Annotated in this window: 24 protein-coding genes; 1 reads left to right on the forward strand and 23 read right to left on the reverse strand. The window is 54.8% G+C overall.

Translation table 11 applies throughout. The annotated features are described in order from the left end of the window. Window positions 1-172: 172 nt before the first annotated feature. From pnp to BMZ14_RS07595, 7 genes are all read right to left on the reverse strand, one after another. Window positions 173-2,278, reverse strand: a complete 2,106-nt coding sequence (pnp, locus tag BMZ14_RS07565; RefSeq protein WP_074796304.1) for a polyribonucleotide nucleotidyltransferase — start codon at window positions 2,276-2,278, stop codon at window positions 173-175. A gap of 125 nt (window positions 2,279-2,403) precedes the next feature. After that, window positions 2,404-2,673, reverse strand: coding sequence for a 30S ribosomal protein S15 (gene rpsO, locus BMZ14_RS07570; RefSeq protein WP_074796306.1), 270 nt, complete (start codon window positions 2,671-2,673; stop codon window positions 2,404-2,406). 164 nt (window positions 2,674-2,837) lie between these two features. Next, entirely contained in the window at window positions 2,838-3,596 is a 759-nt protein-coding gene (locus tag BMZ14_RS07575) for a phosphorylase family protein (protein WP_074796308.1), read from the reverse strand. After that, window positions 3,593-5,539: a squalene--hopene cyclase gene (gene shc / locus BMZ14_RS07580; protein ID WP_074796310.1), complete on the reverse strand. Its 1,947-nt coding sequence runs from the start codon at window positions 5,537-5,539 to the stop codon at window positions 3,593-3,595. Before shc ends, BMZ14_RS07575 begins: the two co-directional genes overlap by 4 nt. 169 nt (window positions 5,540-5,708) lie before the next feature. Continuing rightward, window positions 5,709-6,494: an MlaA family lipoprotein gene (locus BMZ14_RS07585; protein ID WP_256208466.1), complete on the reverse strand. Its 786-nt coding sequence runs from the start codon at window positions 6,492-6,494 to the stop codon at window positions 5,709-5,711. A gap of 185 nt (window positions 6,495-6,679) precedes the next feature. After that, complete coding sequence (locus tag BMZ14_RS07590; RefSeq protein ID WP_074796312.1) at window positions 6,680-9,337, reverse strand: MMPL family transporter; 2,658 nt, start codon at window positions 9,335-9,337, stop codon at window positions 6,680-6,682. A gap of 51 nt (window positions 9,338-9,388) precedes the next feature. Beyond that, the gene (locus tag BMZ14_RS07595; RefSeq protein WP_074796314.1) at window positions 9,389-10,024 is read right to left on the reverse strand and encodes an HpnM family protein; all 636 of its coding nucleotides are present in this window, start codon (window positions 10,022-10,024) and stop codon (window positions 9,389-9,391) included. On the opposite strand from BMZ14_RS07595, the gene BMZ14_RS15065 reads away from it, so the two are divergent. Further along, the gene (locus tag BMZ14_RS15065) at window positions 10,025-10,183 is read left to right on the forward strand and encodes a hypothetical protein (RefSeq protein WP_177186929.1); all 159 of its coding nucleotides are present in this window, start codon (window positions 10,025-10,027) and stop codon (window positions 10,181-10,183) included. A 166-nt stretch (window positions 10,184-10,349) separates the two neighbouring features. Here BMZ14_RS15065 and hpnH read toward each other — a convergent pair whose 3' ends face one another. From hpnH to gspG, 16 genes are all read right to left on the reverse strand, one after another. After that, the gene (hpnH, locus tag BMZ14_RS07600) at window positions 10,350-11,456 is read right to left on the reverse strand and encodes an adenosyl-hopene transferase HpnH (protein ID WP_074796315.1); all 1,107 of its coding nucleotides are present in this window, start codon (window positions 11,454-11,456) and stop codon (window positions 10,350-10,352) included. A gap of 462 nt (window positions 11,457-11,918) precedes the next feature. Continuing rightward, window positions 11,919-13,190 carry a porin gene (locus BMZ14_RS07605; protein WP_074796317.1) on the reverse strand — a complete coding sequence of 424 codons (1,272 nt, stop codon included), beginning with the start codon at window positions 13,188-13,190 and terminating at the stop codon, window positions 11,919-11,921. A gap of 312 nt (window positions 13,191-13,502) precedes the next feature. Continuing rightward, on the reverse strand, window positions 13,503-14,339 hold the full coding sequence (trpC, locus tag BMZ14_RS07610) for an indole-3-glycerol phosphate synthase TrpC (RefSeq protein WP_074796319.1): 837 nt from the start codon (window positions 14,337-14,339) through the stop codon (window positions 13,503-13,505). A 3-nt stretch (window positions 14,340-14,342) separates the two neighbouring features. Then, window positions 14,343-15,395, reverse strand: coding sequence for an anthranilate phosphoribosyltransferase (gene trpD, locus BMZ14_RS07615; protein WP_074796320.1), 1,053 nt, complete (start codon window positions 15,393-15,395; stop codon window positions 14,343-14,345). Window positions 15,396-15,404: 9 nt separating this feature from the next. Beyond that, window positions 15,405-16,025 carry an anthranilate synthase component II gene (locus BMZ14_RS07620; RefSeq protein ID WP_074796322.1) on the reverse strand — a complete coding sequence of 207 codons (621 nt, stop codon included), beginning with the start codon at window positions 16,023-16,025 and terminating at the stop codon, window positions 15,405-15,407. 202 nt (window positions 16,026-16,227) lie between these two features. Then, window positions 16,228-17,001 carry a type II secretion system protein gene (locus BMZ14_RS15070; protein WP_074796324.1) on the reverse strand — a complete coding sequence of 258 codons (774 nt, stop codon included), beginning with the start codon at window positions 16,999-17,001 and terminating at the stop codon, window positions 16,228-16,230. Next, window positions 16,995-17,420: a type II secretion system protein gene (locus tag BMZ14_RS07630; RefSeq protein ID WP_083396703.1), complete on the reverse strand. Its 426-nt coding sequence runs from the start codon at window positions 17,418-17,420 to the stop codon at window positions 16,995-16,997. The genes BMZ14_RS15070 and BMZ14_RS07630 overlap by 7 nt, the downstream gene beginning before the upstream one ends. Window positions 17,421-17,438: 18 nt before the next feature. Continuing rightward, window positions 17,439-17,936 (reverse strand): type II secretion system protein, encoded by a 498-nt coding sequence (locus BMZ14_RS07635; protein WP_074796326.1) that lies wholly within the window; start codon window positions 17,934-17,936, stop codon window positions 17,439-17,441. A gap of 8 nt (window positions 17,937-17,944) precedes the next feature. Next, window positions 17,945-20,215, reverse strand: a complete 2,271-nt coding sequence (locus BMZ14_RS07640; RefSeq protein WP_074796328.1) for a secretin N-terminal domain-containing protein — start codon at window positions 20,213-20,215, stop codon at window positions 17,945-17,947. Further along, window positions 20,197-20,748, reverse strand: coding sequence for a secretion system X translation initiation factor (locus tag BMZ14_RS07645; protein ID WP_074796330.1), 552 nt, complete (start codon window positions 20,746-20,748; stop codon window positions 20,197-20,199). The genes BMZ14_RS07640 and BMZ14_RS07645 overlap by 19 nt, the downstream gene beginning before the upstream one ends. Then, a complete protein-coding gene (locus tag BMZ14_RS07650; protein ID WP_256208470.1) occupies window positions 20,745-21,287 on the reverse strand; it encodes a hypothetical protein in 543 nt (180 codons plus the stop codon). Before BMZ14_RS07650 ends, BMZ14_RS07645 begins: the two co-directional genes overlap by 4 nt. A 26-nt stretch (window positions 21,288-21,313) precedes the next feature. After that, window positions 21,314-21,841, reverse strand: a complete 528-nt coding sequence (locus BMZ14_RS07655; protein WP_074796334.1) for a fimbrial assembly protein — start codon at window positions 21,839-21,841, stop codon at window positions 21,314-21,316. A 4-nt stretch (window positions 21,842-21,845) separates the two neighbouring features. Continuing rightward, a complete protein-coding gene (locus tag BMZ14_RS07660) occupies window positions 21,846-22,667 on the reverse strand; it encodes a hypothetical protein (protein ID WP_074796336.1) in 822 nt (273 codons plus the stop codon). Beyond that, window positions 22,648-24,330, reverse strand: a complete 1,683-nt coding sequence (locus BMZ14_RS07665; RefSeq protein ID WP_074796337.1) for a GspE/PulE family protein — start codon at window positions 24,328-24,330, stop codon at window positions 22,648-22,650. The genes BMZ14_RS07660 and BMZ14_RS07665 overlap by 20 nt, the downstream gene beginning before the upstream one ends. Before the next feature lie 426 nt (window positions 24,331-24,756). Then, entirely contained in the window at window positions 24,757-25,941 is a 1,185-nt protein-coding gene (locus BMZ14_RS07670; RefSeq protein WP_074796339.1) for a type II secretion system F family protein, read from the reverse strand. A gap of 6 nt (window positions 25,942-25,947) precedes the next feature. Next, window positions 25,948-26,382: a type II secretion system major pseudopilin GspG gene (gene gspG / locus BMZ14_RS07675; protein WP_074796341.1), complete on the reverse strand. Its 435-nt coding sequence runs from the start codon at window positions 26,380-26,382 to the stop codon at window positions 25,948-25,950. Between the last annotated feature and the right edge of the window lie 140 nt (window positions 26,383-26,522).

The raw sequence follows: 26,522 nt of genomic DNA on the forward strand, positions 1-26,522 counted from the left end.
CTGTTAACTACCTGTTCTTCCCCCTTGCCTTTCACGCTCCATTAAAAAAGCCCCTCTCTTCCGATCGGGGCTTTTTTATGGCATCAGGAACTGGCGGAATCTGTCCAGTTAGTCGCGGGAACCGTAGCGGGTTTGTTCGCTTCTACGGAACCACGATCCTGCCCGGCCACAGCTATGTCGTTACGCTGTCCGGGACTTCGGCCCCAATTGCCTTCATGCTGAGGCGTAAGCGCCCCTTGTCGTCAGCCTCCAGGACTTTCACTCGCACCACCTGACCTTCCTTGAGATGATCGGCCACGTTATTGACACGCTCATTGGCGATTTGCGAAATATGCAACAAGCCATCCTTGCCCGGCAGGACACTAACGATTGCGCCAAAGTCCAGAAGTTTCAATACGGTGCCATCGTACGTTCTTCCTACCTCAACCTCGGCAGTAATATCTTCAATACGCTTTCTCGCTAGTTCACCGCCTTCTGCATTGATACACGCGATCATAACGGTACCATCGTCAGCGATATCGATAGTCGTGCCAGTCTCTTCGGTCAACGCCCGAATCACCGCGCCGCCCTTGCCAATCACATCCCGGATTTTCTCCGGATTGATTTTTATTTTAATGATACGTGGAGCATGTTCGGAAATATCCTCACGTGTGGCAGGCAGCGCGTTTTTCATAATCTCAAGAATATGCAGGCGCCCTTCTCTGGCTTGTATCAGCGCGGCATGCAGAATCTCTGGGGTAATGCCCTGGATCTTGATATCCATCTGCAACGCGGTGATGCCCCTTTCGGTACCCGCCACCTTGAAATCCATGTCGCCCAGGTGATCCTCGTCTCCGAGGATATCGGTCAGCACAGCAAACCTGTTCCCTTCTTTGATCAGCCCCATGGCAATGCCTGCCACGTGCGCTTTCAGCGGCACACCCGCGTCCATCAAGGCAAGGCAGCCACCACAAACCGACGCCATGGAACTGGAACCGTTCGATTCGGTAATTTCGGACACAACCCGAAGTGAATACCCGAATTCTTCCGGAGATGGCAGTACGGCAACCAGGGCTCGCTTGGCAAGGCGCCCGTGGCCGATTTCGCGACGCTTGGGCGTTCCCACGCGGCCAGTCTCGCCGGTAGCATAAGGGGGCATGTTGTAGTGAAGCATGAAGCGCTCGGAGTAATCCCCCTGCAGCGCGTCAATTTTTTGCTCATCACGCCCCGTACCCAGCGTTGCTATTACCAGTGCCTGGGTTTCGCCGCGAGTAAACAGGGCGGAGCCGTGCGTCCTCGGCAACAGCCCGTTACGGATTGTAATTGGACGAACGGTGCGCGTGTCGCGCCCATCTATGCGGGGTTCGCCATCCAGGATCTGGGAGCGCACGATTCGGGACTCAAGAGCGAAGCAGGCTTCCTTCACAGCTTGCGCATCCGGCCCACCTTCAGCATCGACGCCGACTTCAGTAAAAACCCTTGTCCAGATATTGTCTATGGTTTCGGAACGCGCCTGTTTCTGCTTCAACTGGAATGCCGCACGCAAATCATCTTCCGCCAAGCTGGCGATTTTGTCCGCCAAGGCGGAATCTCGCGTCGCAGGGGTCCAGTCCCAGGCAGTCACCCCCGCTTCGTCTGCCAGTTCATTAATGGCATTGATTGCCGCCTGCATTTGCTGGTGACCGTAAACAACGGCGCCCAGCATGATATCCTCCGATAGTTCCGTCGCCTCGGATTCCACCATGAGCACAGCTTGTTGCGTACCTGCCACAACCAGATTCAACTGAGCGTGCTTTAATTCTGTAGCGCCGGGGTTCAGGACATATTCCCCGTCCATGTAACCGACCCTGGCGGCACCTATAGGTCCGTCGAAGGGGATGCCGGAGAGAACCAGGGCGGCCGATGCGCCCAGCATCGCAGGTATGTCCGCATCCACTTCATTATCGGACGACAGGACCGTAGCGACGATCTGCACTTCATTATAAAAACTTTCAGGAAATAGCGGGCGAATGGGACGATCAATCAGGCGGGAAGTGAGGATTTCCTTTTCGGAAGGGCGGCCTTCGCGCTTGAAAAAACTGCCTGGTATCCTGCCGGCCGCGTAGCTCCTTTCCTGATAATCTACAGTCAAGGGGAAAAAATCCTGCCCCTGTTTAGCATGCTTTGCGCCCACCACCGTAACCAGAACTACTGTATCGTCCATGGTTACAATTACTGCGCCGTGTGCCTGCCTTGCTATTTCGCCGGTTTCGAATGTTAGTTGATGAGATCCGTAACTAATGCTTTTCTTGATTTTCAATTAACTGCCCTTTTCGATAAAATCATGCGGTTCCACCTTGCGTCAACCGATACGAGCGAATTTCGACTGCTCCCTGGAAAATAGCAGTCGACTGATTCGAGCGCTATCTCATCCGGGATTAATATCTATTTGCGCAAGCCGAGGCGTTCGATCAGCGCGCGATAGCTATCGTCGCTGCTGCTCTTCAGATAATCCAGCAACTTGCGGCGGCGGCTTACCATGCGCAATAGGCCGCGGCGGGAATGATGATCCTTGACGTGGGCCTTGAAATGATTGGATAAATCATTGATACGTGCGGTCAGTAGTGCTACCTGCACTTCGGGAGAACCCGTATCGCCAGCCGCTCGTTGATAGTCGCGCACCACCTGCGCTTTTTGATCGGTTGTGACTGCCATGCCTATGCTCCATTACGCCCGATGGGAAAGGGCGATATTTTACTCTTTAACAGGGTCAGTTCTCAAGTAATGTGATGATTTAATTTCATACCCCCTGGCGCCAAATGACATATCTCTTATTTTGCTTGAATGAACAGACAGCAAACTTGATAGGAATCTTCGAATCATGCTTGACGCCCCTGGTCTACCGCATATCCTTGGGCGGATCCGGGGCGATTCCGGGAAATGCCCATTTCGGCTCCAGCATATCGCACGACGGTTGACAAGGTAGAGCAGGCGGCGCGCGAGTCCTTCGCCAGCCGCAGTAGCGTGGCAACAGTTAAAGATCGACGCAACAGCAGCGGCAGCAAGCGGGACAAGTCCGCGCTTCCATCCTGACGTACCGCGTCGAGCAGGGCCGGAGGAGGCGAAAATCCGGCTGGGTCCGAGATCGCCCGTATTGCCAGGAACGGTAAATCCGCACGAGCGGCAACTTCCGCCACCGCTCCACTCTCCATATCAACTGCGCACGCTTCCTCGGTGTGCGCCAGTTCACCTTTCGCAGCGGTCGAGGTCACGACTGTCCTGCTCGCAGCCAACACCCCGCCGCCAATGCGCAAGTAGCCGGGAAGGTGCTGCCGCAGGCGATCACGCCAACTCAAGTCAACTTCAAACGAACGACCGAAACGGATGGACTCGGGCAATATCAGATCTCCTGGATGCAGATCCGCGTGCAAGGCGCCTGCAAATCCAAAGCTCATCAGAGCGGTCGCACCACCTGCCCTCAGTCCTTCTGCTGCTCCCCGCGCCGCCTCCTCGCCCATCCCGCAGAGCCATATCGACGCGTTCTCTCCCAGCCTGATCCGTTGATTAAAGGGCAGGCGGCGCGATGTAATACAACGTGCTTCCACTCGCATCGCCGCGACAATGCCAACCCCGCTCACGCGGAACTTTTCCGGGTCATCGCATGGAATCTGGTCAGGGCCCATAACGGGAAATATTTCGAATACCCGTAATATTTCAGGTAAAAAACCCTCGGGAAGCCGGGGGCGGTAAACCAGGGTTCATACCACAGTCCATCACCGCTCTGCTCGCGCAACAGGTATTCGATGCCACGGCGCACTTCATCGCTGTTTCCTTCACCTGCCGCCATTAAGCCCAGCAAGGCCCAGGCCGTCTGGAAAGATGTGCTCCTTTCGAACTGCCCGGCTTTCTGAGGCTCGGCATAGCTGCCGTTACTTTCACCCCACCCGCCATCGTCGCGCTGCACGGACTTCAGCCACTGTACCGCGCGGCGAATGGCAAGGTGGTTGGTATCAAGACCGGCAAGGCGGAAAGCCTCCAGTACCGACCACGTCCCGTAAATGTAATTGCTTCCCCAACGGCCGAACCACGCTCCGGTCGATTCCTGCTCGCGGAATAGATAAGCCAGGCCCCGCTCCACTGCATCCCTATGCCTGGACTCACCGCATAGGGCAAGAAAACCAGTGCATCGGGCGGTTACGTCGCTGGTAGGCGGATCGAGCAGGGCACCATGGTCCGCAAATGGAATTTCATTGAGATAATAATAAGTATTGTTGGTGTCAAACGCAGCAAAGCCGCCATTGCGCGACTGCATGCCTGCTAGCCAGTCCGCGGCACGCGCTATGCTTTCACGATAGGCTTCAGGGTCCGCCTGATGCAAAGACCAGGCAACCGCTGCGGTATCGTCCAGATCCGGATAATGCGGGTTTGCATACTGGAAGGCCCAGCCGCCCCCTGGCAAGTCAGGATGTTCTTCCTGCCAGTCCGCGGGCGCATCAAGTATCTGATGCGGAATGAGCCAGTCAAGTGCTTTCCGGATGGGCTTTTGATCCGCGCCGGCTTCCTCCTGCAAGGCGAGGCACGTCAGGACGGTGTCCCATACGGGCGATACGCAGGGCTGACACCAGACACGCTCGCCTTCGTCCACCAGCAGTCCGCGTAGAGCGTCACGGCACTGCTCTCGGTACGGATGCTCATACGGATAGCCCAGTAACGCGAGAGCCTCGCCTGCGTTCACAATAGCCGGAAAGATTCCTCCCAGGCCCGAATCACCATTAAGCCGCTCCACTATCCAGCGTTCGGCGCGGCGTATCGCGTGGCGGCGCAGACCCTGCGGGATAAACGGTTCAAATATGGAAGCAGAACGCTCCAGCATTAAAAACAGACGATTAAGGCGGGTACGCACGGGAAAATAATTTCGCTCGTCCTCGGGAGCCACCGTAAATAGTTCCCGAATGTGGACCTTGCGCGGATTTGCTGCACGTGCCTTCAAGCTGCATAGAATGGACAGGGGTATTGTAACGGTACGAGACCAGTATGCGATCTTGCTCAGGTGGAAAGGAAACCATCGCGGCAACAGTATGATTTCTACCGGTACAAATGGAACGCCGCGCCAGGGAATCTGTCCATACATGGCAAGCAATATCCGCGTAAACACATTGGCCCGCGCCGCGCCACCGTGTTTCAGGATGGCTGCTCTCGCTCGCTTCATATGCGGCGCATCAGGCGCATCACCTACGATTTTCAAGGCGTAATAAGCCTTGACGGTACAACTTAGATCGAAATCCCCGCCATAATATAAGGGCCATCCGCCATGGCTGGAATCCTGCTTTTCACGGATAAATTGTGCAATCCTGATTTCCAGGTCCACGTCGACATCATCCATGAAGTGCATCATCAGCACATACTCTGCTGGAATCGTACAGTCCGCTTCCAGCGGAAAACACCAATGACCATCATCCTTCTGCGTTGACAGCAGCGCATTGCGTGCTGCAACCAGCCCATCTTCCAGGGGCGTAGTGCTGGCTGAATTTTGGTACGGATCTTGCAGGGACAATTTGGCGGCACCTCCAAATCTTTTCATATATTTTTTTACCTAAGCTGCCTCATGCGGAATTCAGTATGAATTCCACTCGGTCGGCATGAAAGTGATTACAAAGCTTCAAAGAAAACGTGCTTGCATTGAGCTATCTGAATATAATGCTGCGAGCGATTCGAGGACTTCGGAAAGGCGCCGCCCACTGAATCAAGCTTCAGAGTAACGACTCGGCTTTGGATTCATTCTGTAATGCATCATCGTCAATCGGATCGTCGTAACTCTCGGGCGGCGGGTCGCCATCATAAATCAGATGCTTGCGCTGCTGCAAAAATCCCTCTCGCACAAACAGATAAGGATCCAGCGCGGCCTGGTCCCGAACCCGCATGGGGCCGGATAACCTGGCACGTCTATCAATGATACTTAAAACCGTGACAGGGCCGACAATTGCTGTACTGGCAAAAGATCCGGCATAAAACAAAAGATTGCTGAAAACACTCACGGGAATGCCTGGCGCATCGCGATAGGTACTGGGACCGATCAGGGGAACAAAAAGGTAAGATCCGGTATCGACACCCCAAACACCAAGTGTTTGCCCAAAATCCTCGTCATGTTGCGGCAGGCCCATGGACGCAGCCATATCGAAAAGTCCGCCCACACCGATCGTTGAATTGACCACGAAGCGCATGCTATCCTGAAAACCCTGCCGTACCTTACCCTGTAAAAAATCGTTCAGGATAACGTTCGGGTATGCAAGGTTGTCATAGAAATTTCCTATTGAACGCTGCATGGGGTCAGGCACATACTTTATATAAACATCAGCGACCGGGGCGAGAACGTTTCGGTCCACCATATCCGTAAAGTTATAAAATTTCCGGTTGGTTTCTTCATTGGGGTCAACCGTATCCATGCTCGCGTTGTTCTGGCGCGTGCTTGCACAGCCCGTAAACAGTAATGCGCACACTAACAATAGAGCCGTTGCCGGCTTATGCTTCATGATCATTAAGGCAAGTACCTTGTTAATCCTCGGGCATGCTGGAACTCGGGTGCTTTTTCAGGCGCCGCCACCGCAAGTGCGAAGTATAAACAATAATCGCCAAATTATGGCATAACTTTCTCTTATCACGCTTGTTTTACAACAATAACGGTGTGTGCAACGGGAACCCGGCCAGTTTTGGTACTCACCCTTCATGCTCCGGCCCTTCGAACGGGAGCCCGCAACAGCGCGGGCAGTATCACGAGAGTGCAGAGCAGAGTAAACGTGAGGCCCACAGTAAGCATTATTCCCATGCTGGCGGTACCCTGGTGCGATGAAAACATGAGGCTGGCGAAATCGACCAGAGCAGTCAGTGCGCTGTAAAAAATGGCGCGCGCCGTACTGGTGTGAATCAGAAGTTCGCTCACCATTTCGTTATTCAAGCTCCGGTGTACCATGTGAAGGCTGCTATCGATGCCCAGGCCCAGCAGGAGCGGCAAGGCAATAATATTGGCAAAGTTGAATGGTACGTTCAACAATACCGTGAAGGTGGCGGTGAACAAGCTGGATAGTAAAAGTGGAAGCAGAACCAGCAGCGTGTACTTCAGGCTGCGCAACAATATCAACAGGGCCACGATAATCCCCGCCAGCGCGAGGAGAAACGCCTGAATGAATGCCTGCACCACGGCCTCGCCCGCCTCAAGGCTCACCATGGGCGCGCCAGTCGCATTCGGGGTCACTTGCTGCACGGCCCGCACGAAACGCCGTAACGCCTCATTGTCGTTGAGGTCTTCTTCTGGATAAATTGCCAGCCGATATTCACCCGCCCGGCTCTGCCACCGGCTTGCTAAAGGTGCGGGGAGGTCCTGCTGTTCAAATGGCACGGCTTCAGTAGCGATATGCAGGCTCTGCAAGGCGGCCGGCAGGGTAAGGAGTAGATCGTTCTCCATAGAACTCAGCAACCTGTCCCTCTCGTCGGGACCGGCGGAATCAAGCCGGGTGAATAGCGCAGCGAGCGACGACCTGAGTGTGCGCGCTGTCGCCAGTGCAGGGTGTTCGGGGCGGCCGGCAATAAAGCGGTCTAATGTATTCGCCAGTTCGGTCAACGCCTTGCGCTGCTGTGCCGCCGCGTCCCCTTCCGGTGGCGGAGGCTGCGTCGCGGTGATAATCGGCCCCATGGTAAGCGCCATTTCCTCGATAAGCTGGATTTTTTCATCCTGTTCGGATGGCACAAAATCCAGGATGGTCAGCACCTTGCTCACTTCAGGAAGCTCAGTCAACTGTTTAGCCAGACGTTCTGCTTCCTTGCGATCGCGGGCCAATGCAGTCGCGTGCCAGGGCGATTGGTCAGCCTCCGCAAGAAGTTCCTGGAAAGTGCGTACCGCCTGCCCCTTGGGATCCTGCATGTTCAGCAGGTTGTAGTCGAATCTTACCTGGGGCAGTATTACAAGCGCAGCAATTGAAGCGATCAAAGTGATGGCATACGTTACCTTGTGCCACCTCAAGGATAGCTCGAGCACTTTACCCACGGAGCTCTTCGTAATGGCTTTCGCTGGCGGTCGCTTCGGCAGGTAACGGAGCAGGGCAGGGCCTACGGTGAGTGTAACGAGCAGACTGATGATCATGCCGGTACCGGAGATGATTCCCAGCTCCGCCACGCCGCTATAGTCGGTGGGTATAAATGCGTAAAAACCGATGGCGTTGGTAATCGTGCATGCAGTCAGGGCGGCTCCGGCATCGCCGCCGGACACGTGTATAGCCTCGGCCGGTGGTGCCCCGCCTTCCAGAATCTCACGATATCGGAGCAGAAAATGGATAGCAAAATCAGCGCCCAATCCGATGTACAAAACCGCGAATGCGATGGATATTATATTCAGATGGCCGACGGCGACGGTGGCGAACGCCGCAGTGAGGATCAGGCCCAATGTCAGACAGACAAGCACGTTGAGTATCAGCCCGGGGGTACGCATGGCAAAATAGAGCACTACCACCACCATGACGAACGTGACTATCCCTGCATATTCCATACCCCGCAGCGAACTGTTGAGCTCCTCTTCGGCTAACGCTACCTCGCCCGTGATTCGCAGGCTTACGGGGCCATCCTCGGTCACCCCGGCATCCTTTGCCGCTTCATGCAAGGCCGCAATGGATTGCTCGGCCGGGAATAGCTGGGTGTAATCGAGTCTCGGTTTTACTACAATCAGTTCCTGGTATTTGCTCTTCTGCGGTTCGTTGTTGAATAACGATTGCCATGACAATGCTCTCGGCGATCCGGTGAGCCTTGCGTCCAGAGTCGCGCTCATCCCGCTCAGTACGGGACCGAGTTCCATGGTGCGTCCCTTGTACAACTCCTCGACCGCTCCAGTAAGCACGGCAGCAAAGGCAGTCAGGGTGGGTTCGCGGGCAATGTGGGCGATCAACGGCTGTGCCGCCGCGAGCCTGTCGGTGATCTGTTCCAACTCCGGAATGCTTTCGTAGAGCAGACCATTACGCACGAAAAAATCGTCTACGTTTGGCGGATAAACATCATGAAAATTTGTGGTATCTTTTTTTAACGTGGCAGCAAGGCGTTTCGTTGCGGAGCGGGCCTGTTCGGGTGTCGGCGCATCCAGCACTACCAGCAGCGTGTCCATATCCTGCGGGAACGTCTTATTGTAGTGCTTCATGTTGACGCGAAACGGCAAGTCCTCCGAAAGCATTTCCGTAGTATCGGTATTCATGCCCAGATTGCGCGAAATGTATACGCTGCAACCCGCCGCGACCAGCAGTGCTAAAAGAAGAACCCAGAAACCATAACGATAGGAAATGGCAGACCAGCGCGCAAAGGAGTCATAGATGCGGCTGTGAGACGCTTTATTTGGATTGGTCATGCTTCAGGAAGCAATTGGGGACGATCGATCCTTGGTGCTGCCCAGGTTTGTTCAACCTTCTTGTTCAGTCAGGACGACCTTTTTCTTCAGCATGTCAATGAGCGCGGCGAAGCCATCGCGCTGCAGGATGGCGCGGTACTCGACCCGTTTCAAGGCAAGATCACTGACGCCGTCGGCCAGGACGTTTACGATGCGCCAGCCTTCCTTGCCCTCGCGCAGGACGTAGTCGAAACGTACGGGTTCGCCGGCCTTTTGAACCAGCCGGGTGCGGATCATAATCTGATCTCGGGGCATGGGCTGTCGCTCCAGAAATTCGAAACGCTCTCCCTCATGGCTTTTAAACCACCCGGCGTAGCTACCAACGCTGAGCTTTCGGAAAACATCCGTAAAGGTACGCTGCTGCTCGGCAGTCAACTGAGTCCAGTTGGCCCCTAATGCGGTACGGGCGATAAAATCAAGATCATGAGTTTGATCAACAACAGGAGCAAGCAAGTCGTACCGTCCTTGATACCCGAGTTTTGGGCCTTCACGCATCGCCTTGATCAAGGCCTCATGCAACTGATTCACGATCTGTTCCGGGCCGGTACGCTCCTGAGTCTCGGCCCCCGATGAGAGGGGCATGATCAAAAGCAGGGCCACTAGTAGCTGAAGTTGCAAAGTGGAACTGATTGCGCGCAGGACATTCATATGACAACCTTTACAGCAATGCGCTACTCACATTGGAACGCGGCGTCGAAGTGGGTATCAGGAGAAGTCCAGACCGATACTGTACCGATCACCCCTACCGGTAACCGCCGTCCATGCGTAGGCGCTACCATGTTTCAGACCGGCTCAAGCCCGCCATGACCATTCTGTCCCATTGAGTCCCCGAGCATTCCTGTCACGCACGTAACAGGCTCATGTGACGCATTGCAGACATGCAACTGCCATGAGGGTGTCGAACCCCAGTTCCCTCAAGTCCCTTGCCCTTTCCACTGACGGGCTTTAAGGGCGTAACGTATTGCTGCTGCTTTTATTCCACTTTAACCGGAATCCCAGCCAGTGTTTTTGGAAGCCTGGGTTCTTCAGCCGCCCATTTAGGCGCCGGCTCCGCTACCATTGGACCCGTCGTTTTGGGACCCCTGATAGAAGTGAGCAACGCCTTTACGGGATGCTGCAACATATCCTCAACCGCTGTTGCCTCATAGCCGCAATGCGCCATGCATTGCGCGCACTTGGGGTTGCTGCTGTTGCCGTATTTGTCCCATGGTGTATCCTCCAGCAACTCCTTGAAACTGGAAGCATACCCTTCATCGGATAGCAGATAACAGGGTTTTTGCCATCCAAATACATTTCGAGTCGGATTACCCCAAGGCGTACACTGATAATTCTGATTGCCGGCAAGAAAATCAAGATAAAGCGAGGAGTGATTCAATTTCCAGTTGCGGGTTTTACCGATCTTGAAAATACCCCGAAACAGATTTTTGGTATCTTTTCCCTTGATGAATATATCCTGCCTGGGCGCCCGCTCATAGCTGAATCCCGGCGCGATGGTAGCGCCTTCAATACCCAGTTCCATTGCATAGTCCAGAAACTCGGCGACATCTTCGGGCGTCTCTCCCTGAAACAGCGTACAGTTTACGGTAACCCTGAACCCTTTCGCTACCGCCAGTTTTATAGCTTCAACTGCCCGGTCGAAAACGCCATCCTGGCAAACCGAAGCGTCATGTCTCGCTTTCAAACCATCCAGATGGATTGAAAAAGTCAGATAAGGAGACGGCGTGTAGTCATTCATCTTCTTTTTCAGCAAAACCGCGTTCGTACACAGGTAGACGTACTTCTTCCGTGCAACGATGCCCTCCACGATTTGCGGCATTTCCTTGTGTATCAGCGGTTCGCCGCCAGGAATGGATACCATTGGCGCGCCGCACTCATCAACGGCTTCCATGCACTGTTCCACGGAAAGACGCTGATCAAGAATGTGGTCGGGATAGTCGATCTTGCCGCAGCCCGCGCAGGCAAGATTGCAGCGAAACAGAGGCTCAAGCATCAGAACCATAGGATATTTTTTTACCCCTTTCAACTTTTGCTTGAGCAGATAAGTGCCGACAGCTATCTGTTGACGTAAAGGAACTCCCATGAGCAAATCCTCCCTATTAAACCAATTTTATGGCCTGCACGAACTGTCGTGCAGTTTTTGTCTGTTATTTTAACCCGGACCTGACAGTCCGGCATTTTTAGATCTTCGAGGACTCGCTTTGGGCCGTGCGGAAGCGGAAGCAAAACATACCGTTTCGTGCTTTATCCTGAATATATAAACGGGCAAGTCCAACTGCATTCGTACCTGTAGTTGTTCCATCGGCGCGAGTGGCATTTGACGGGTAAAGCGCTCTATCTCCCCTCATTTGACCCCTCATAACGTTATTGCTTCAGTATATTAGCACGTATATTTCGTAAACTAAACACACAACTTTTTCAAGGTTAAGAAGCCTCAAAGTCAAGCGCACGCAGGCCCCACAGCGCCCTGCGAATTTCCTCCCGCGTCCTGAAAACATAAAAAATGGGGCGCCGAAGCGCCCCATTCTCAACTTTTGAGAATCAATTAAAAGTTGTGACGTACGCCAATCGTGTAGGTTGAACGATTGCCGGTCGCATAGCTCGGCGCGGCGTAGCTAACACCAGACGCAGCGACCCCGAGATCATTGGCGGCTGCACCGTTAGGATTGCTTATATAAACGTGCTGGTAACCACCGAAAATGCTCGTGCGCTTGCTCAGGTTGTGAATCGCGCCAACGGTGAAGCTGTCGGCTTTGCGAGCTGCGGCAGCATTGACACCGCCCGCGTGCGCTTTGGTCATACCGCCTTGCGCCACCAGGGTGGTGTTACCCAATCTGTATTGGGCGCCCGCGAACCAGATGTTGCCGTCGCCGCCCCAGTTCATTGCGGAATTACACTGCCCGGAACCCGAGCCAGGTGTATCAAGCGGATTTGCTACGAGCGCGGCAGCGGTAGAGCAGGTAGCGGAACCAATGGCATTGTTGATGTCTTCGTACTGGCCGCTAAGCTTGAAATTTTCCCAGGCCCATGAAGCACCTACACGCCAGACCTCTTCGGTCCTGAGGCCGATGCTCTTTTGCAGGTTGTTTGCGTTGTCCCTGGAATAGCCGCCGAATATGTCAAACCCCATGCCCATGAAATCGGCATGGTATTTAGCGGCAGCCTGGCCGTCAAACTCACCATTTCTACCGCCGGTATTGCCATTGCTGCCCAATCCGCCTGGAAGAAAGCTGGATGCGATACCGCCTGTTTGGAGAGGATCGAGCGTATTAGCGTCGCCGGGCATGAGTAAGGCAGCGAACGTAAAGCCCTCTATGCTGGCGGAATCGTAACGGATAGCGCTGTTCACAAAAGTGTTTGCACCTGAACCCAGGCCGTTGGCGCCGCCAGACATCGTACCACCCGCGCCGTTAGCTTGAAGGGTCGTGTAGGCAAACGGATCAATTGTCATACCACCGGCAAAATCCTTGAACGGAGACTGAACGCGGCCGAATTTGACGTCACCCCATTGATTGCTGGAGAGGCCGACCCATTGCTCACGAGGCGTGAGTGCTGAACCGGAACCTGCGTTCAAGCCCTGTTCGATGCGAGCATTTGCCTTGAACCCATTGCCCAGATCCTCGGTGATGTGCAGACCCCAACGTGAGGAGCGGGAGTTGTCTTGAAGCGCGCCCTGGCTAGGCTGGCTGGCAAAATCCACGAGGCTGTATTCAGCTTGTACCCGGCCAAAAATCGTGACGTTTGTGCCCTGAGCGGATGCAACCACCGGGGCCGCGAGTGCACCGGCAGCAGCCAGTGCAATCAGTTTCTTTTTCATTTGGAAAATCTCCTTTAAAGTTGAAACGGTGGGGGCCTCTCACCGACCCTATTTCGGTGGAGTAATGTCCCGCTGCTTGGACCTCTCTAAATGAGAGGGTTGAGAGATTGTGCCTAAGGCAGCAACGCCTAGCAAGGAAATAACGAGACTTTCGGGATATGGAAGCAGCATGTGTTGCTTTTTTGCAACAAACCCCTTTTACCCGGGAATCCGTCGAAGAGATGATATGTGTTCACTCGCAAACCACTGTTACCGACAGCACCGCTCCCAGTGTATCACGGAAGCGCTCCAGAAGACGCCTTGCAAATATGCTTATCCAAACAGCCGCGCCAGTTCCGCTCCCGGATCGGGCGCGCGCATGAAAGCCTCCCCCACGAGAAAAGCGTTAACCTGATGATCACGCATCAATGCCACATCCGCAGGCGCAAGTATGCCGCTTTCGGTCACCACGATGTGGCCGGGCGGAACCCGTGTGAGCAATTGTAGCGTGGTATCCAGGCTGGTTTCGAAGGTATGAAGATTCCGGTTGTTGATGCCGATCAGTGTGGTATCCAGCTGCAACGCGAGTTCAAGTTCGTCGCGGTCATGTGTTTCCACGAGTACCGCCATGCCCAGCGCCTCCGCGAGAGCTTCCAGCCTGAGCATGCCGGCTATCATTTCCTCATCTCGCGGCTGCTCTCCCATCAGCAAGGCGAACTCGCGAAAGGCGGCGACGATAATAAGTATGCAGTCCGCTCCCATTGCACGGGCCTCAACCACCTGATATTCATCCAGCATGAAATCCTTGCGCAGCACCGGCAGATTACAAGCGGCTTTGGCCTGCTTCAAATAATCCTCGCTACCGCGGAAAAATTGCAGGTCGGTCAGAACAGACAGGCAGACAGCGCCGTGCAAGGCATAGCTCGTCGCGATCGCGGCCGGATCGAAGCGCTCGCGCAATACGCCCCTGCTTGGACTGGCCTTCTTGATTTCCGCGATGACCGCCGCTGAACCTGCGCTGATTCTGTCATGAAGCGCTTCGATGAAATTCCGGGGCGGGGGCACGGCCTCCGCTTCGCGGCGCAGCGCGAGAAGAGGCCTCACCGCCTTTGCCGCTTCTACCTCCTGTAGCTTGACGGTCAGAATCTCTTGCAGAATATTAGTAGCCATGTGCTAAACCAGAGAGGTCTCATCCCGGTTTTCCCTGTTCGAGAATTCGATCAGTTCCATTAATTTTGCTTTGGCTGCACCGGTCTCTATTGCCGCGCGGGCTTTTTCCAGACCTTGCTCCAGCGACTCCGCGACCCCGGCAACATAAATTGCCGCGCCTGCGTTAAGCGCAACCACATCAAATGCAGGTCCTGGCCTGTTATCCAGCACCGCCATCAACATCTCTCTCGATTGAGCACTGTCCTGTGCTTGTATTGTTTCGATCGCCGCCGTCCTTATGCCGAAATCTTCAGGATTAATGGTGTATTCGGTAACCTCGCCGTGCCTGAGCTCGCCAATCCAGGTTTCGCCGGCTATGGTGATCTCGTCCAGTCCACCCTGGCTGTTTTTGCCGTGGACAACCATCACGTGATCGCTGCCCAGGCGCTGCAGCACGCGCGCAAGTATGCCGACGAGATCGGGGTGAAACACGCCCAGCAACTGATTCTTTGCCCCGGCGGGGTTCGTAAGCGGCCCCAGGATATTAAACAGCGTGCGCACGCCCAGGTCGCGCCGCACCGGCGCGGCATATTTCATGGCGCTGTGAAAATTGGGAGCAAACATGAATCCGAGCCCGATTTCCCTGATGTCCTCCGCTACCTGTCCAGGCGTCTGGTTGAGGTTGACGCCCAGAGCCTCAAGCACATCCGCGCTTCCCGATTTACTGGAAACGGAGCGCCCGCCATGCTTGGCCACCCTCGCGCCCGCCGCGGCTGCGACAAAAGCGGCCGCAGTGGAAATATTGAAAGTATGGGCGGCATCGCCGCCGGTCCCGCATGTATCCACCAGATGCCGGCTATCAGCCACTTCCACGCGGGTGGCAAACTCGCGCATCACCTGTGCAGCGGCCGTGATTTCGCCGATGGTTTCCTTTTTCACCCGCAAGCCGGTAACGATCGCAGCAATCAGCGCCGGGGACAGTTCCCCGCGCATGATCTGACGCATGAGCGAGAGCATCTCCTCGTGAAAGATTTCACGGTGCTCGATGATACGGGTCAGGGCTTCCTGCGGTTTCATGATGATTTCCTATTGAGGATGCCCTTCACGCGCTCTTTCACGATGGGCCGCGCTCTTGGCCCGATTTAACCGGTCCAGAAAATTTTCAAGCAATTTATGGCCGTGTTCGCTGAGAATGGATTCGGGGTGGAACTGCACGCCTTCAATGGGCAAAGTTTTGTGGCGCACGCCCATGATCTCGCCATCTTCTGTCCACGCAGTAATTTCCAGGCAATCCGGAAGGCTCTCACGTTCAATGACCAGGGAATGATAACGAGTCGCGATGAACGGATTGGGCAGCCCGCGAAATACGCCGGCATTATTGTGGGAAATGAGCGAGGTCTTGCCATGCATGAGATGCTTTGCATGAACGATTTTTCCGCCAAAGGCCTGCCCTATGCTCTGGTGACCCAGGCATACACCCAATAAGGGAACCTGACTATTGTAGCGCTCGATCAACGGTACCGATATGCCTGCTTTACTGGGGGTGCAGGGGCCGGGTGAAATCACGATGGATGCGGGCTTCAGCCGTGCCACTTCATCAGGCGTAATTTCATCATTACGGAACACCATCACCTCCTCGCCCAACTCACCAAAATACTGCACCAGATTGTAAGTGAAGGAGTCGTAGTTATCGATCATCAGCAGCATGGGAAATTTTATTCCGGAGTATTATATAAATGGCCTTCACCCTATCTTGACCATTTCTACGTCAGGCATGAATGCCATGAGCAGCGGGCATTATCCCTTCTCCACAGCAGACAGACAAGAAAATACACCAGAAGCCTTCTCTGTAACGCTGGCGTTGAATCAAAGACGGGACACAAGTTCCTTTTGACTTGCATCATAGAGGTCAGGGCGGCGCATGCTGCTGCTCCTGTCCATCCTGCCGGAAATGGCCCGGCAGTTGCGCACCAAAATCTTCCGCTGGGGCTGTTGCATCGGCTGAAGCCGGAGATGGCTCGCGCCGAAAGAAGGGATCCCAGAGTTGTGATTCGGATTGTTCAGGTTGTACAGGCTGTATTTGCGCCTCCGGCTCTTGCCCTGGACCGGGTGGTGTTTGAAACCCGGATTGCCATTGCGGCTGTGGCGCCGGCTGTGGCGCCAGTTGTGGTCCGGTATGGCTCGCACCGGGAGAATAAATGAACTTCCAGTCACGATAACTTTCTGCCCCCTTGAAAGAGGCATCGCGCGCATGAAAGTTTGTCTTTTTAACTGGCGCCTGAGTCGAAAGGCTGTGCACCCCGACAATCCCGATGCCCGGCCGCCTGATCAGACCCCACTCGTCGGACCCTGTCATCGGATCAAAATATATTTTACGCAAATGTCGTTTTACCGCAGGGAAGCGGTTGTCCAAAAGCAATTTTTCCAGCGAATCGGGATAACGCCTGGGTATCTCGGGGGAGCTTTCGTAATATGAGCCGATTGCCTGCCTGAACTGGTCTCCGACAAACATGAGCTCTTTTTCTTTTTCGCGTCTAGTCTCCGTGCGCCATACTTGTCCTGCGGCGGCCAGGGTAATGCCGGTCAGCGCCACGACAAACATTATCCAGACATAGGTGAAACCTTTTTGCCGGGCTCTGCATGCGCCGCGCCTCACTTCGCCTTTATCCTCAGTTGTTACCATGCGCCATAAAAGGTCCCGTCCTTTGCCTGTCCCGCCGCGCCGCTATGGACGTCGTAAACGCCATCTGCCCCCTCTGGAGGAGGGGCGGCAATCCATGTTTCCGCGCTTTCGGTCAGAGGATCGATTGGAACAGCCCGCAGATACCGCTTCTCCACCAATTCGGCCAGATCACCCGGATAGTTTCCGGTATCGCCATGAAATTTGTCGATGGCGTCGCGCATGACGTTTAAATCCTGACGCAGCACGACCTCCTTTGACCTGTCCAGGGAGTTGAAGTATCTGGGTGTTGCGATGCTGAGCAGAATCGCGATGATCGCCATTACGACCAACAATTCGACCAGCGTAAAGCCCCGGAAACTGCGGTTGATCGTTAACCGCCCGGCTTTTCCGCTACCTTGCCTGTTTTTTGGAGTAAACATCCGGTCGAATTACCTGGCTCACCATTGATCGTAAGCAATACCATTCAAACCAATCTGCTGTGAACGGGAGTAAACATCGAAAACATCATTCCCCTCCTGGGGATTGTCCGGAGGGCTCTCGTAAGCACGCGTACCCCATGTATCCGCGTCTGACAATGAGGGATCCTCGGACATCGGATCGCGCGGCAACCGTCGCAAATAATATATCTTGCGCTTTTCGGGATCCTTGATGTCCGGAACACCGTTAACGAGATCTTCCAGTTTGCGCGGGTAATCGGATGCTCCCGCTTCTCTTATGGCTCGGCCATCACTGACTGTGCGTTTGTATGTATCCAGCGCTTCACGAATCTGCCGTAAGGCTATCCGCAGCTCCTGCTCCTTTTCGCGCTTTACCATCAGTTCATACAGCGGCACGGCGGAGGAAGCGAGCACCGCCATGATCGCCACAACAATGGTCAGTTCGACCAGGCTAAAGCCCCCGTTACCTAACCGGTTTGTAAGCAGAGCTCTTTTCATTATTCGTATCAATGAATCTCGATATTCGCGGCAGGTGGCAATACCACGGGCGCGGAAAGACCGCCGGACTGACCCTGAAACGCGAGATTGCCGAGGGTGATCTGCGTTGTGACCGGCTTTTGTGCAATGATCCTGAACCGCAAATCAACAGGTTCTCCTCCCCTGCTCAACTTCACCATACGTACTCCGGATTTCTCACCCTCATCAATAGCTTCCAGCGCGCCGGGATCATAATTCAGCTCCACCTCGGCAGGAGGCAAGGCTTCCGCCCCTGCAATGCTCACGCTTACCGCAAATTCCTGGCCCGCCGATATTTGCGATATTTGTTCTGGCGCCGTCAGCGTGACAACCGGGAAACCGTCATCAGCGGCAGGGGCGGTTTGCGCTGCACGCGGCTCATCCTTTGGATCAGGAACAACAGGCGGGGAAGCGCTACCGGGAGTCACCCCAGTTGACGAAGAAGAGGGTGACATGGCAAGTGATCGTGGCGCTACTTTACCGATTGTCATCGGGGAAGTTCCGATTGTGTTCTCTGTGCCGAAGTGAAGTTCGCTAACCGCCTTCGCTGGCCGCGCGATATTGCGCACAATGCGCGGCGTGATCAACAGCGCGATTTCGGTCTTGTTGCGAGTGGTGTTCTGATTCATGAACAGTTTGCCGATCCATGGCAAATCCCCCAAACCGGGAATCTTGGAGAGTGTGGTGCGTTCATCATCACTGATCAGGCCTGCGAGAACCTGTGTTTCACCATCCCGCAATGCAAGCGTGGTCGCCGCCGTGCGGGTGCCTACCTGGTAGGCCAGCCCGCCACCGGTTATCTCCACTTCCCGCACAATGTTGCTGACTTCAAGGCTGACCTTCATCGATACTTCATCCTGCAGTGAAATGGTGGACTCCACATCCAGCTTGAGCCCGACATCGAGATAACTCACAGACGATGCAATACCCACATTGACGGCGGCGGTAGTGGTGACCACCGGCACTTTGTCACCAATGAGAATTTTTGCCTTTTCCCGATTTTTTACACGGATGCGCGGGTTGGCGAGTACGTTGATAATTCCATCCTGCCGCTTGAGGTTGATCAGCAATGCCGGATTGGCGATGAATCCGGTCAGCTGGTTCAGGTTGAAGCCTTCCCTGTCGATCCCGGCGCTGCTGATCTGGAAGGGCGCGAATGGGGCGCCGGCGGCAGCACTGGCTGCACTGAGCATATTCACGTTGATCCGGTCAGGGTACTGCAAGCCGAGATTGAGCAGGCGGTTGCGTCCGATTTCCAGTACCTCGACTTCCAGCACGACTTCAGGGTCGGCCAGATCGTTTATGGCGATAAGCCGTTCAACCAGGCGAATCGCATCCGGTGTGTCTTTCATGACGAAAAGATTCAGTTTTTCGTCGACATGTATATCCTTGGTTTTGACCAGCCCCTTGACCATCGCGACGATCTGCTTCACGTCCGCGTTTGCAACATAAAAACTGCGCACCATCAATTCCTGGTATTCCTTCTGCTTCGCCGGCGTATTCGGATAGATCAGTACCGAATTTTCGTTAAGCACTTTGTGCGCGAGCTGGTTCGTCACGAGCAAGAGCTTGAGGACGTCCTCGATGTTGGTGTCGCGGACAAAAATGGTTGTTTTGGTATCCTGCTTGACGTCCTTGTCGAAAACGATATTGATTCCCGCCGTCCGCGCCATGATTTCGAATACCGATTTGAGACCCGTGTCGCGAAACTCGAAGGTGACCGGTTGCTTGAAAGCTGTTTTTAATACAGGACCCATTTGTCCTGCCTGCAGTTCCATCTCGGCGATACGCTGCATAAGCCGGCGCACTTCCGGTTGCGCCGGATTCTCCTGCAGTACCGACCGGACTTGAGCTGATGCTGCAGCATAATCAGCGCGCTCCAGCAATTCTTCCGCATGCTTTATCAAAGCCGCGTGGCGCCGGCTCATGTCAAGCGCCGCCAAGCCTGCCTGGGCGCGTTCATTGCGCTGATCCATCCGTAGCACGTGGCGATACCCCTGCTCGGCGGCAGCCGGATCACCTGACAATCTTGCCTGGTCGGCATCGAGCAACAAGCGTCCTGCTACTGCCTCGCGCTGGCGCGCAAGTACCGCCCTGATCTCGATATTATCCGGCTCCTTGCGGGCCGCCTCTTCCAGACTGGCAAGGCCGCTATCCACCTGTCCTTCCGCAATGAGCCGTTTACCCTCGACAAATGCCTTATTTGTCGCGCATCCGGCAAATGTAGCCAGGATCAAGACAATTACAATGTATTTTCCCATTCCGACGGAGTATTCCCTGCGGTTCCACCCGCGGTGGAAAGCATTTGCTTTGCGTTGAGCGGAAGATAAGTGAATGTGATATTTTCGTCGCTCACCTCATCCATCCGATATTGGCCGTTGATGTTCTCTCCGGGCTTGACGATATAATTGCGTTCAGCCAGGGCGAGAAACACCTGCGTATCTCCTCCTTCCATAACCTTGCCCAGATATCTGAATTGGAGTGGAGGCGGGGATGGAGGCTGCGGTTTCATCGAAGGGGGGGGCGGAGGCAGAGGCGGCGCCCACGATTGGCGGCTGAAGATATCGCCTGCCTGTGAACTGAATTTTCTGCGTTCCAGCCGCTCAAGATGCAATTGTTCAACTTCATTTTCCTCAGTATCAATGTGCAGGCGCTTTCGAGGACTCCTTTCTGCAGGCACAGCTTGTTGCCAATCAGTCCCGCTATCGTTTCCGCTTACCCACTGGGCAGCGAGAAGCGTCGCCAGCAATGCTCCGCCCAACCACAACGTACGCCCTTGCCTCAACCGTTTCACTTCTTGCCTTCCCTCAGGTAGAGGTTGAATTTGAGATTTGCATCCAGCAATTCGGACTCCGCATCTTGACGCTTGAGCGCAACATCAGCCAGCGCCATTGCAGGTACGGTGCGCAGCGTATCGGCGATAAAGCCCCGCACCTGCGCATATTTGCCGCGGACCGGCAAAACCATTTCATAGCGAACCAACTTCACATCCCTTTCATGTACCATGCGATATTCGGTCCCAGTGATCTCCACGCCGCGTTGCGCTGCAACCTGTACCAGTTCCTTGATCCAGAACGGGGAGGAGTCGATTTTCGGGAAAAAAGCGTAGAAAGCCTGCAATGCCTGATCGCCTTGTATTTTTGGAGTCCTGCCGTTGTTTTCCTGCGCTGGCTCCGCTTTCAGGCGCTGCTGAATTGCTTCCGCTCTCATCATCAGCGCTTTGGACTCGGCCTGCTGCGGCAACACTGCCACAACAAAAAATACCGCCGAGAACACAAACAGCCCAAGTCCGGTTTTTCCCGCAGCGCCAAGCCGCTCCGTTTGCCAACGCATCCGCAGCAATACATTTCGAGGGAAACTCAAGCCCATGACGCCGTCAGAGAAAACATCACGGGCCGCTGCGGGTCGTCCCTTTTGACTTCATACTTGAGCAGGTAGGCATCCTGGAGGGCGGGTTCACGCTCTAAAGCACCAACAAAATCGAGCATCGCTGGAATGTTCCTTGCCACGCCGCCGATCCGCATCGTGCGGGCAACGGCATCCGGCTGGAGCGACAGCAGGGCCACGTCGTGACCTGCGGCGTATTCGACCGAATCGAACAGCGCCTCCCAGGGCAAATCAATTTCGCTCATCACTGCATTGGCTTTTTTTACCTCCTGCCTTATTTCACGGCCGCGGTGCCCCGTCAAAATCTGCGGTTTCATCTCGCGTTGCACCCGCCGGTCCATGCTGGCAATGCGCAAATCCCAATAGGCCACCTCGCCCATCGTTGCCGTGAACTGATACGACACGCCGGCGAAGAAAGTGACGCCCAGCAACATCAGGCCGTGTCCGGCACGTCTTGCCATTCCTCCATCGCTTGGGAATTTCAGCTTCAGTCGACGCATGAATTTACCCTGCCTCAGCCACGACAGCAGGCAGGTAATGTGGATAGTGCGGCGGAGCAGGCCCTTCGTTCTGCAAAGGGATAATTCGCCAGCCGCAATCAGCCGGAAGGTTAAGCTCCGGATACTCAGGGGCAAAAAGATAGACCCGTTCGACCACCTCCCGGCGCGCAGAAAAAAGCAGTGCTTCGCGCTCCAGAGCCGCAAGCAATCCGTCTTCCGCGTTATGCCACATCCTTTGGTTGCTGATTCGCCGCCAGGCACCATCCTCCAGCGATGCAAGACAAAGGCGGCCGGTTTCGATCAAGGCAAACCACGCCCGGCTATTATCGAAACGTTTGTACCAATGGTCGAATGCTCCCGCGAGGTAAGGTTCCATATTTTTCAACCGCATCTTGTGCCGCGCGACGAACTCTTGCAATTGTTCGACAAGGGTATGCTCTATCGCCGCGCAAACCGCCCCGGTGCCCGGATCCCAGGAACTGACGCTGAGTGACCAGGCGGCTGCCCGCTCTCCATATACCTCACGCATTTGAAAGGCAGCGTATGCATACAATTCAGCGGGTGTCTCAATCCTTGACTGCGGAGGTATCACCGCGTATCGCACAAAATGGTTGGAAATAACGATGGATATCTCCGCGCCCGCTCCATCTCCGGTCAATTGTTTCAACAGTGTCAGCGCCGGCTCCCAGGCAGGCACACCGGGTATCCGCTCACACACCACATGCCTGCCGACCTGCCTTGGCTTTATCGCTCGATATGAACGTACCAGGTCGACTCGCTCCGGAGCAAAAAAGACCTGTATCCTGTCACGCCACAATAGTGACACGGTTGGCCTCCTGTAAACTCGTGTGTCCATCCCGTACCATGTTCAGCGCCGCTTCCCGCAGGAAGCGGGTACCGCTCCTCTTTGCAGCATCTTTTATCCGTCGTATGGGTTCGCGCGCGACGATGAGCTCGCGGATTTCATCGTTCAATACCAGCATCTCTGCGATCGCATTGCGCCCGCGATAACCGCTTCCCCGACATTGGCCGCAGCCTTTGCCGGTACGGAAGCGGAACGTGGCCGCATGCCCGGAATCAATTCCCGACTCCGCAATACGTTGCTCGTCCGGACATTCCTCTACTGCACAATGTGCGCAAAGCAGACGAATCAGCCTTTGTGCGGCGATTCCGTTCAGGGCCGAAACGAAACTGTAGGGGTCCACTCCCATGTGAGAGAAACGGCCGATGACATCGAACACGTTATTGGCGTGCACCGTCGTGAAAACAAGATGCCCTGTCAATGCCGCCTGTATAGCGATCTGCGCCGTTTCCGGATCGCGGATTTCGCCCACCATTATCTTGTCCGGGTCATGGCGCAGAATGGAGCGCAAGCCACGTACGAAAGTCAGCCCCTTTTTTTCGTTAACGGGTATCTGCAGCACGCCGGGTAGCTGGTATTCGATTGGATCTTCGATAGTAATGATTTTGTCCTGGCCTTTATTGACTTCTGAAATCGCGGCATAAAGCGTCGTTGTCTTGCCGCTGCCGGTTGGGCCGGTTACCAGCAGCATGCCGTACGGCTCGGCGCTCAGGCGGCGTAAATTCGAGATGGTGGGCGGATCGAACCCGAGATGATCAAGCGTCAGGCCTTCGACGTGATCGGCAAGCGCCTGGCGGTCGAGGATCCGTAATACTGCGTCTTCGCCAAAAATGCTGGGCATGATGGAGACGCGAAAGTCGATCTCCCGCCCTTGAATTGAAACCTTGAAACGCCCGTCCTGTGGTACGCGCCGCTCGGCAATATCCAGATCGGACATCACCTTGATGCGCGAAATGACCTGCTCCGCCAGATCTCCGCCCTGCATTACGCCGATCACTGTCAGTACGCCATCGATCCGGTATTTGATTGATAATGCACCGGGTATCATTTCGAGGTGGATATCGCTTGCCTGAGACTTGTGCGCGTCGTACAGGGTTGAATGCACCAGCCGTACAACCGGGCTCGTGCCTTCGTTGATTGTCTTGAGCGAAAGGTTTTCCTCGCCCGATTGCACAGAACCATGCTCCGCCGCAGGCAGTACGCTGTCCATCGCGCGCATTGTCTGCTCCTGCTGCGCAAAAAAGGCAGACAGATCGGCCGGATGGACAAGATGCCATATCATTGTGACATCGATGCATTCCTCAGCCCACGCCGCCAGATTGGGAGAAAAAGGGTTCCCTACCGCAAAAATATAGCGCCCCTCCTGATGGAGTAAGACGCACTCCTTGCTAATGGCTTCGCTGAAAGACAATATCTCGAACGCAGGATCTGCTGAGCGCAGATCTTCCATGGTCAACACGGGCATCCGAAGCAGCCGTCCCAGTTGCGCAACAAGGTGATCCGGCTCGTGTTCGCACGTTTCTTCCAGAATGCTGATCACCGAAACGCCTCGTTTTGATGCCTCCTCGCGCGCCTCGGCGAGCTGATGCGCATCAATCGCTGGTATGAGGGGCGAGGGCTGGGACATCAACCCGACTCCGCCGATTTTTCCTGACGCAACGGTGATGTGAATTCCATTTGCCCCAAATCACTTTGCTTGCTCACTGCTTACCCCGACAGATACGTTCTTAATCGAATTTCTTCACATCTATTATCGAACGGTTCAGGAATAGACCACCGAAAGAAGAACGTGAAGTTCAGCCCGCAATTCCGCCTTTACCGATGCAGCACTCAGAGAATGCAGTATCGGAAGCAACGGGATAGAAATTCAGCAGCTACTTTCTGCCCGTTCGTATCCGCGTATCCGCCGATACCAACGGAGGATACATCGATCAACAGCTAACTGGTGTGGCTGAGGCGCTATAGCCGCAGAACCTGCCAATGCACCCAGAAGAGAACGGTGGACGTCGTTATCCGGATGTGCAAGCCTGTTATGAAGAACAGCTTGATTAACTCACCCTACACTTCCTGCCAACTGGAAAATTGGCATATACATGAGGATAATGATTCCTCCGATCACGCCACCGATCACAGCCATCAACAATGGTTCGATCAGCTTGGTCATCCACTCGACCCAGCGTGCAATTTCTTCATCGTGAAAATTTCCGATGCGCTCCATCATGTCCCCCATGAGGCCGGTCCTCTCGCCAACCCGCAACATGCGATTCCCAACTGCGGTGGTCAGCCCTTCCGCCTCCATTGCACTGGAAATCGTTTTTCCTTCACGGATGCGGGCGGCGGCAGCCTGAACTCTTGGCCTGAAGTGCGGCTGAAGCAGCCCCGCAACCATTTCCAGCGCTTTGACGATAGGGGTGCCTCCGCGTAATAACATACCCAGAGTCCGGTAAAAACGCGCAAGCTGATACACCCGCATGCGCTCCCCGATGGCGGGGACGCGCCATAATTGCTGTGCCATCCGCACTTTGAAAGATGGCCGGGTTATCACGTATCCAATAATAGTCAGGGTTGCCATGGCGAGCCCTGCCATTTGCCAGCCCTGCTCATGCACAAAATGCCCCCAACGGATCAGCAGCACGGATAGCCAGGGCAAATCCGTTCCTACATCCTCATAAATGGCACTGAACTTTGGTACCACGAAAATCAGCAGAAATGTCGCTACCAGCAGCCCGATTATCAGCAGAAGAACCGGGTAAATCGAGGCGCCGATCAGTTTCTTTCGAACCAGGTCCATCTGGTTCTGATAGGTGATGAAACGTGTCAACGCTTCAGGCAGGTCGCCGGTGCGTTCGCTCGCCCGTGCGGTAGCAATATAGAGAGGCGGGAAGGCTTGTGGATAGAGTTCCAGCGCCCGCGAAAAGGTGATTCCCTCGTAAAGCCGCGCAAGAAGCCCTTCGATGATCTTGCGCACCCTGGCATCCTGCTCCTTATCGGCGAGTGTTTCGATGCTCTCCACGAGGCTGAGCCCGGCTAACAACAGGGAAAGCAACTCCTGACTGAAGTGTGCAAGCGGAAACCGTAGTCTGGGCTTTGAAATCCAGCCAGTGAATCTTCGCCGGATATTCAAAACCATCCCGCCCCGCGCCGTAACCTGAAGGCGAACATCCTCCTCACTATCGGCGTCGAGTTCCAGGAATACCGTGCCCTGTCCGGCAAGCACGGCTTTTACTTCATATCGCATCGCAAGCTACCAGTTCGTGATATCGGCTGCTTCACCCGCACCACCTGACTGTCCATCCTTCCCGTAGGAAAATAAATCATATTCCCCATGCTCCCCGGGATATTTATAGACGTATGGCTTTCCCCAGGGATCGGGTGGCACTTGTTTTTTGAGGTAAGGCCCCTGCCATTTCAGTTCGTTGGGTGGACGTGTCATCAATGCATCCAACCCTTGTTCAGTATTTGGATAGTGCCCGGTATCCAATCGATATTGATCCAGCGCTTTTTCGAGAGAATCAATCTGGGCTTGAGCCATCTTCACCTCGGATTTTCCCACCTGGGAAAAATACTTGGGCGCCACATAACCCGCCAGCAAACCGATGATGACCATTACAACCAGCAACTCAAGCAGCGTAAATCCATATGACGCCCGTACGAACTGCTGGGTGCGCCAATGCTTCATCTAGTACCCCTTATAGGTTTTCAGAACTACGCGGAGTGTAAGCGCCTTGCTCACAAAACGATTACAGAAAATGGCGAAGCGGCTGAAACGATGGACTAAATGCCAACGGGGTGGCATTCGTAGTGCTTGCAAGCCCTGCT

The organism is Nitrosospira briensis, from assembly GCF_900115125.1.
Lineage (GTDB): Bacteria > Pseudomonadota > Gammaproteobacteria > Burkholderiales > Nitrosomonadaceae > Nitrosospira > Nitrosospira briensis_A.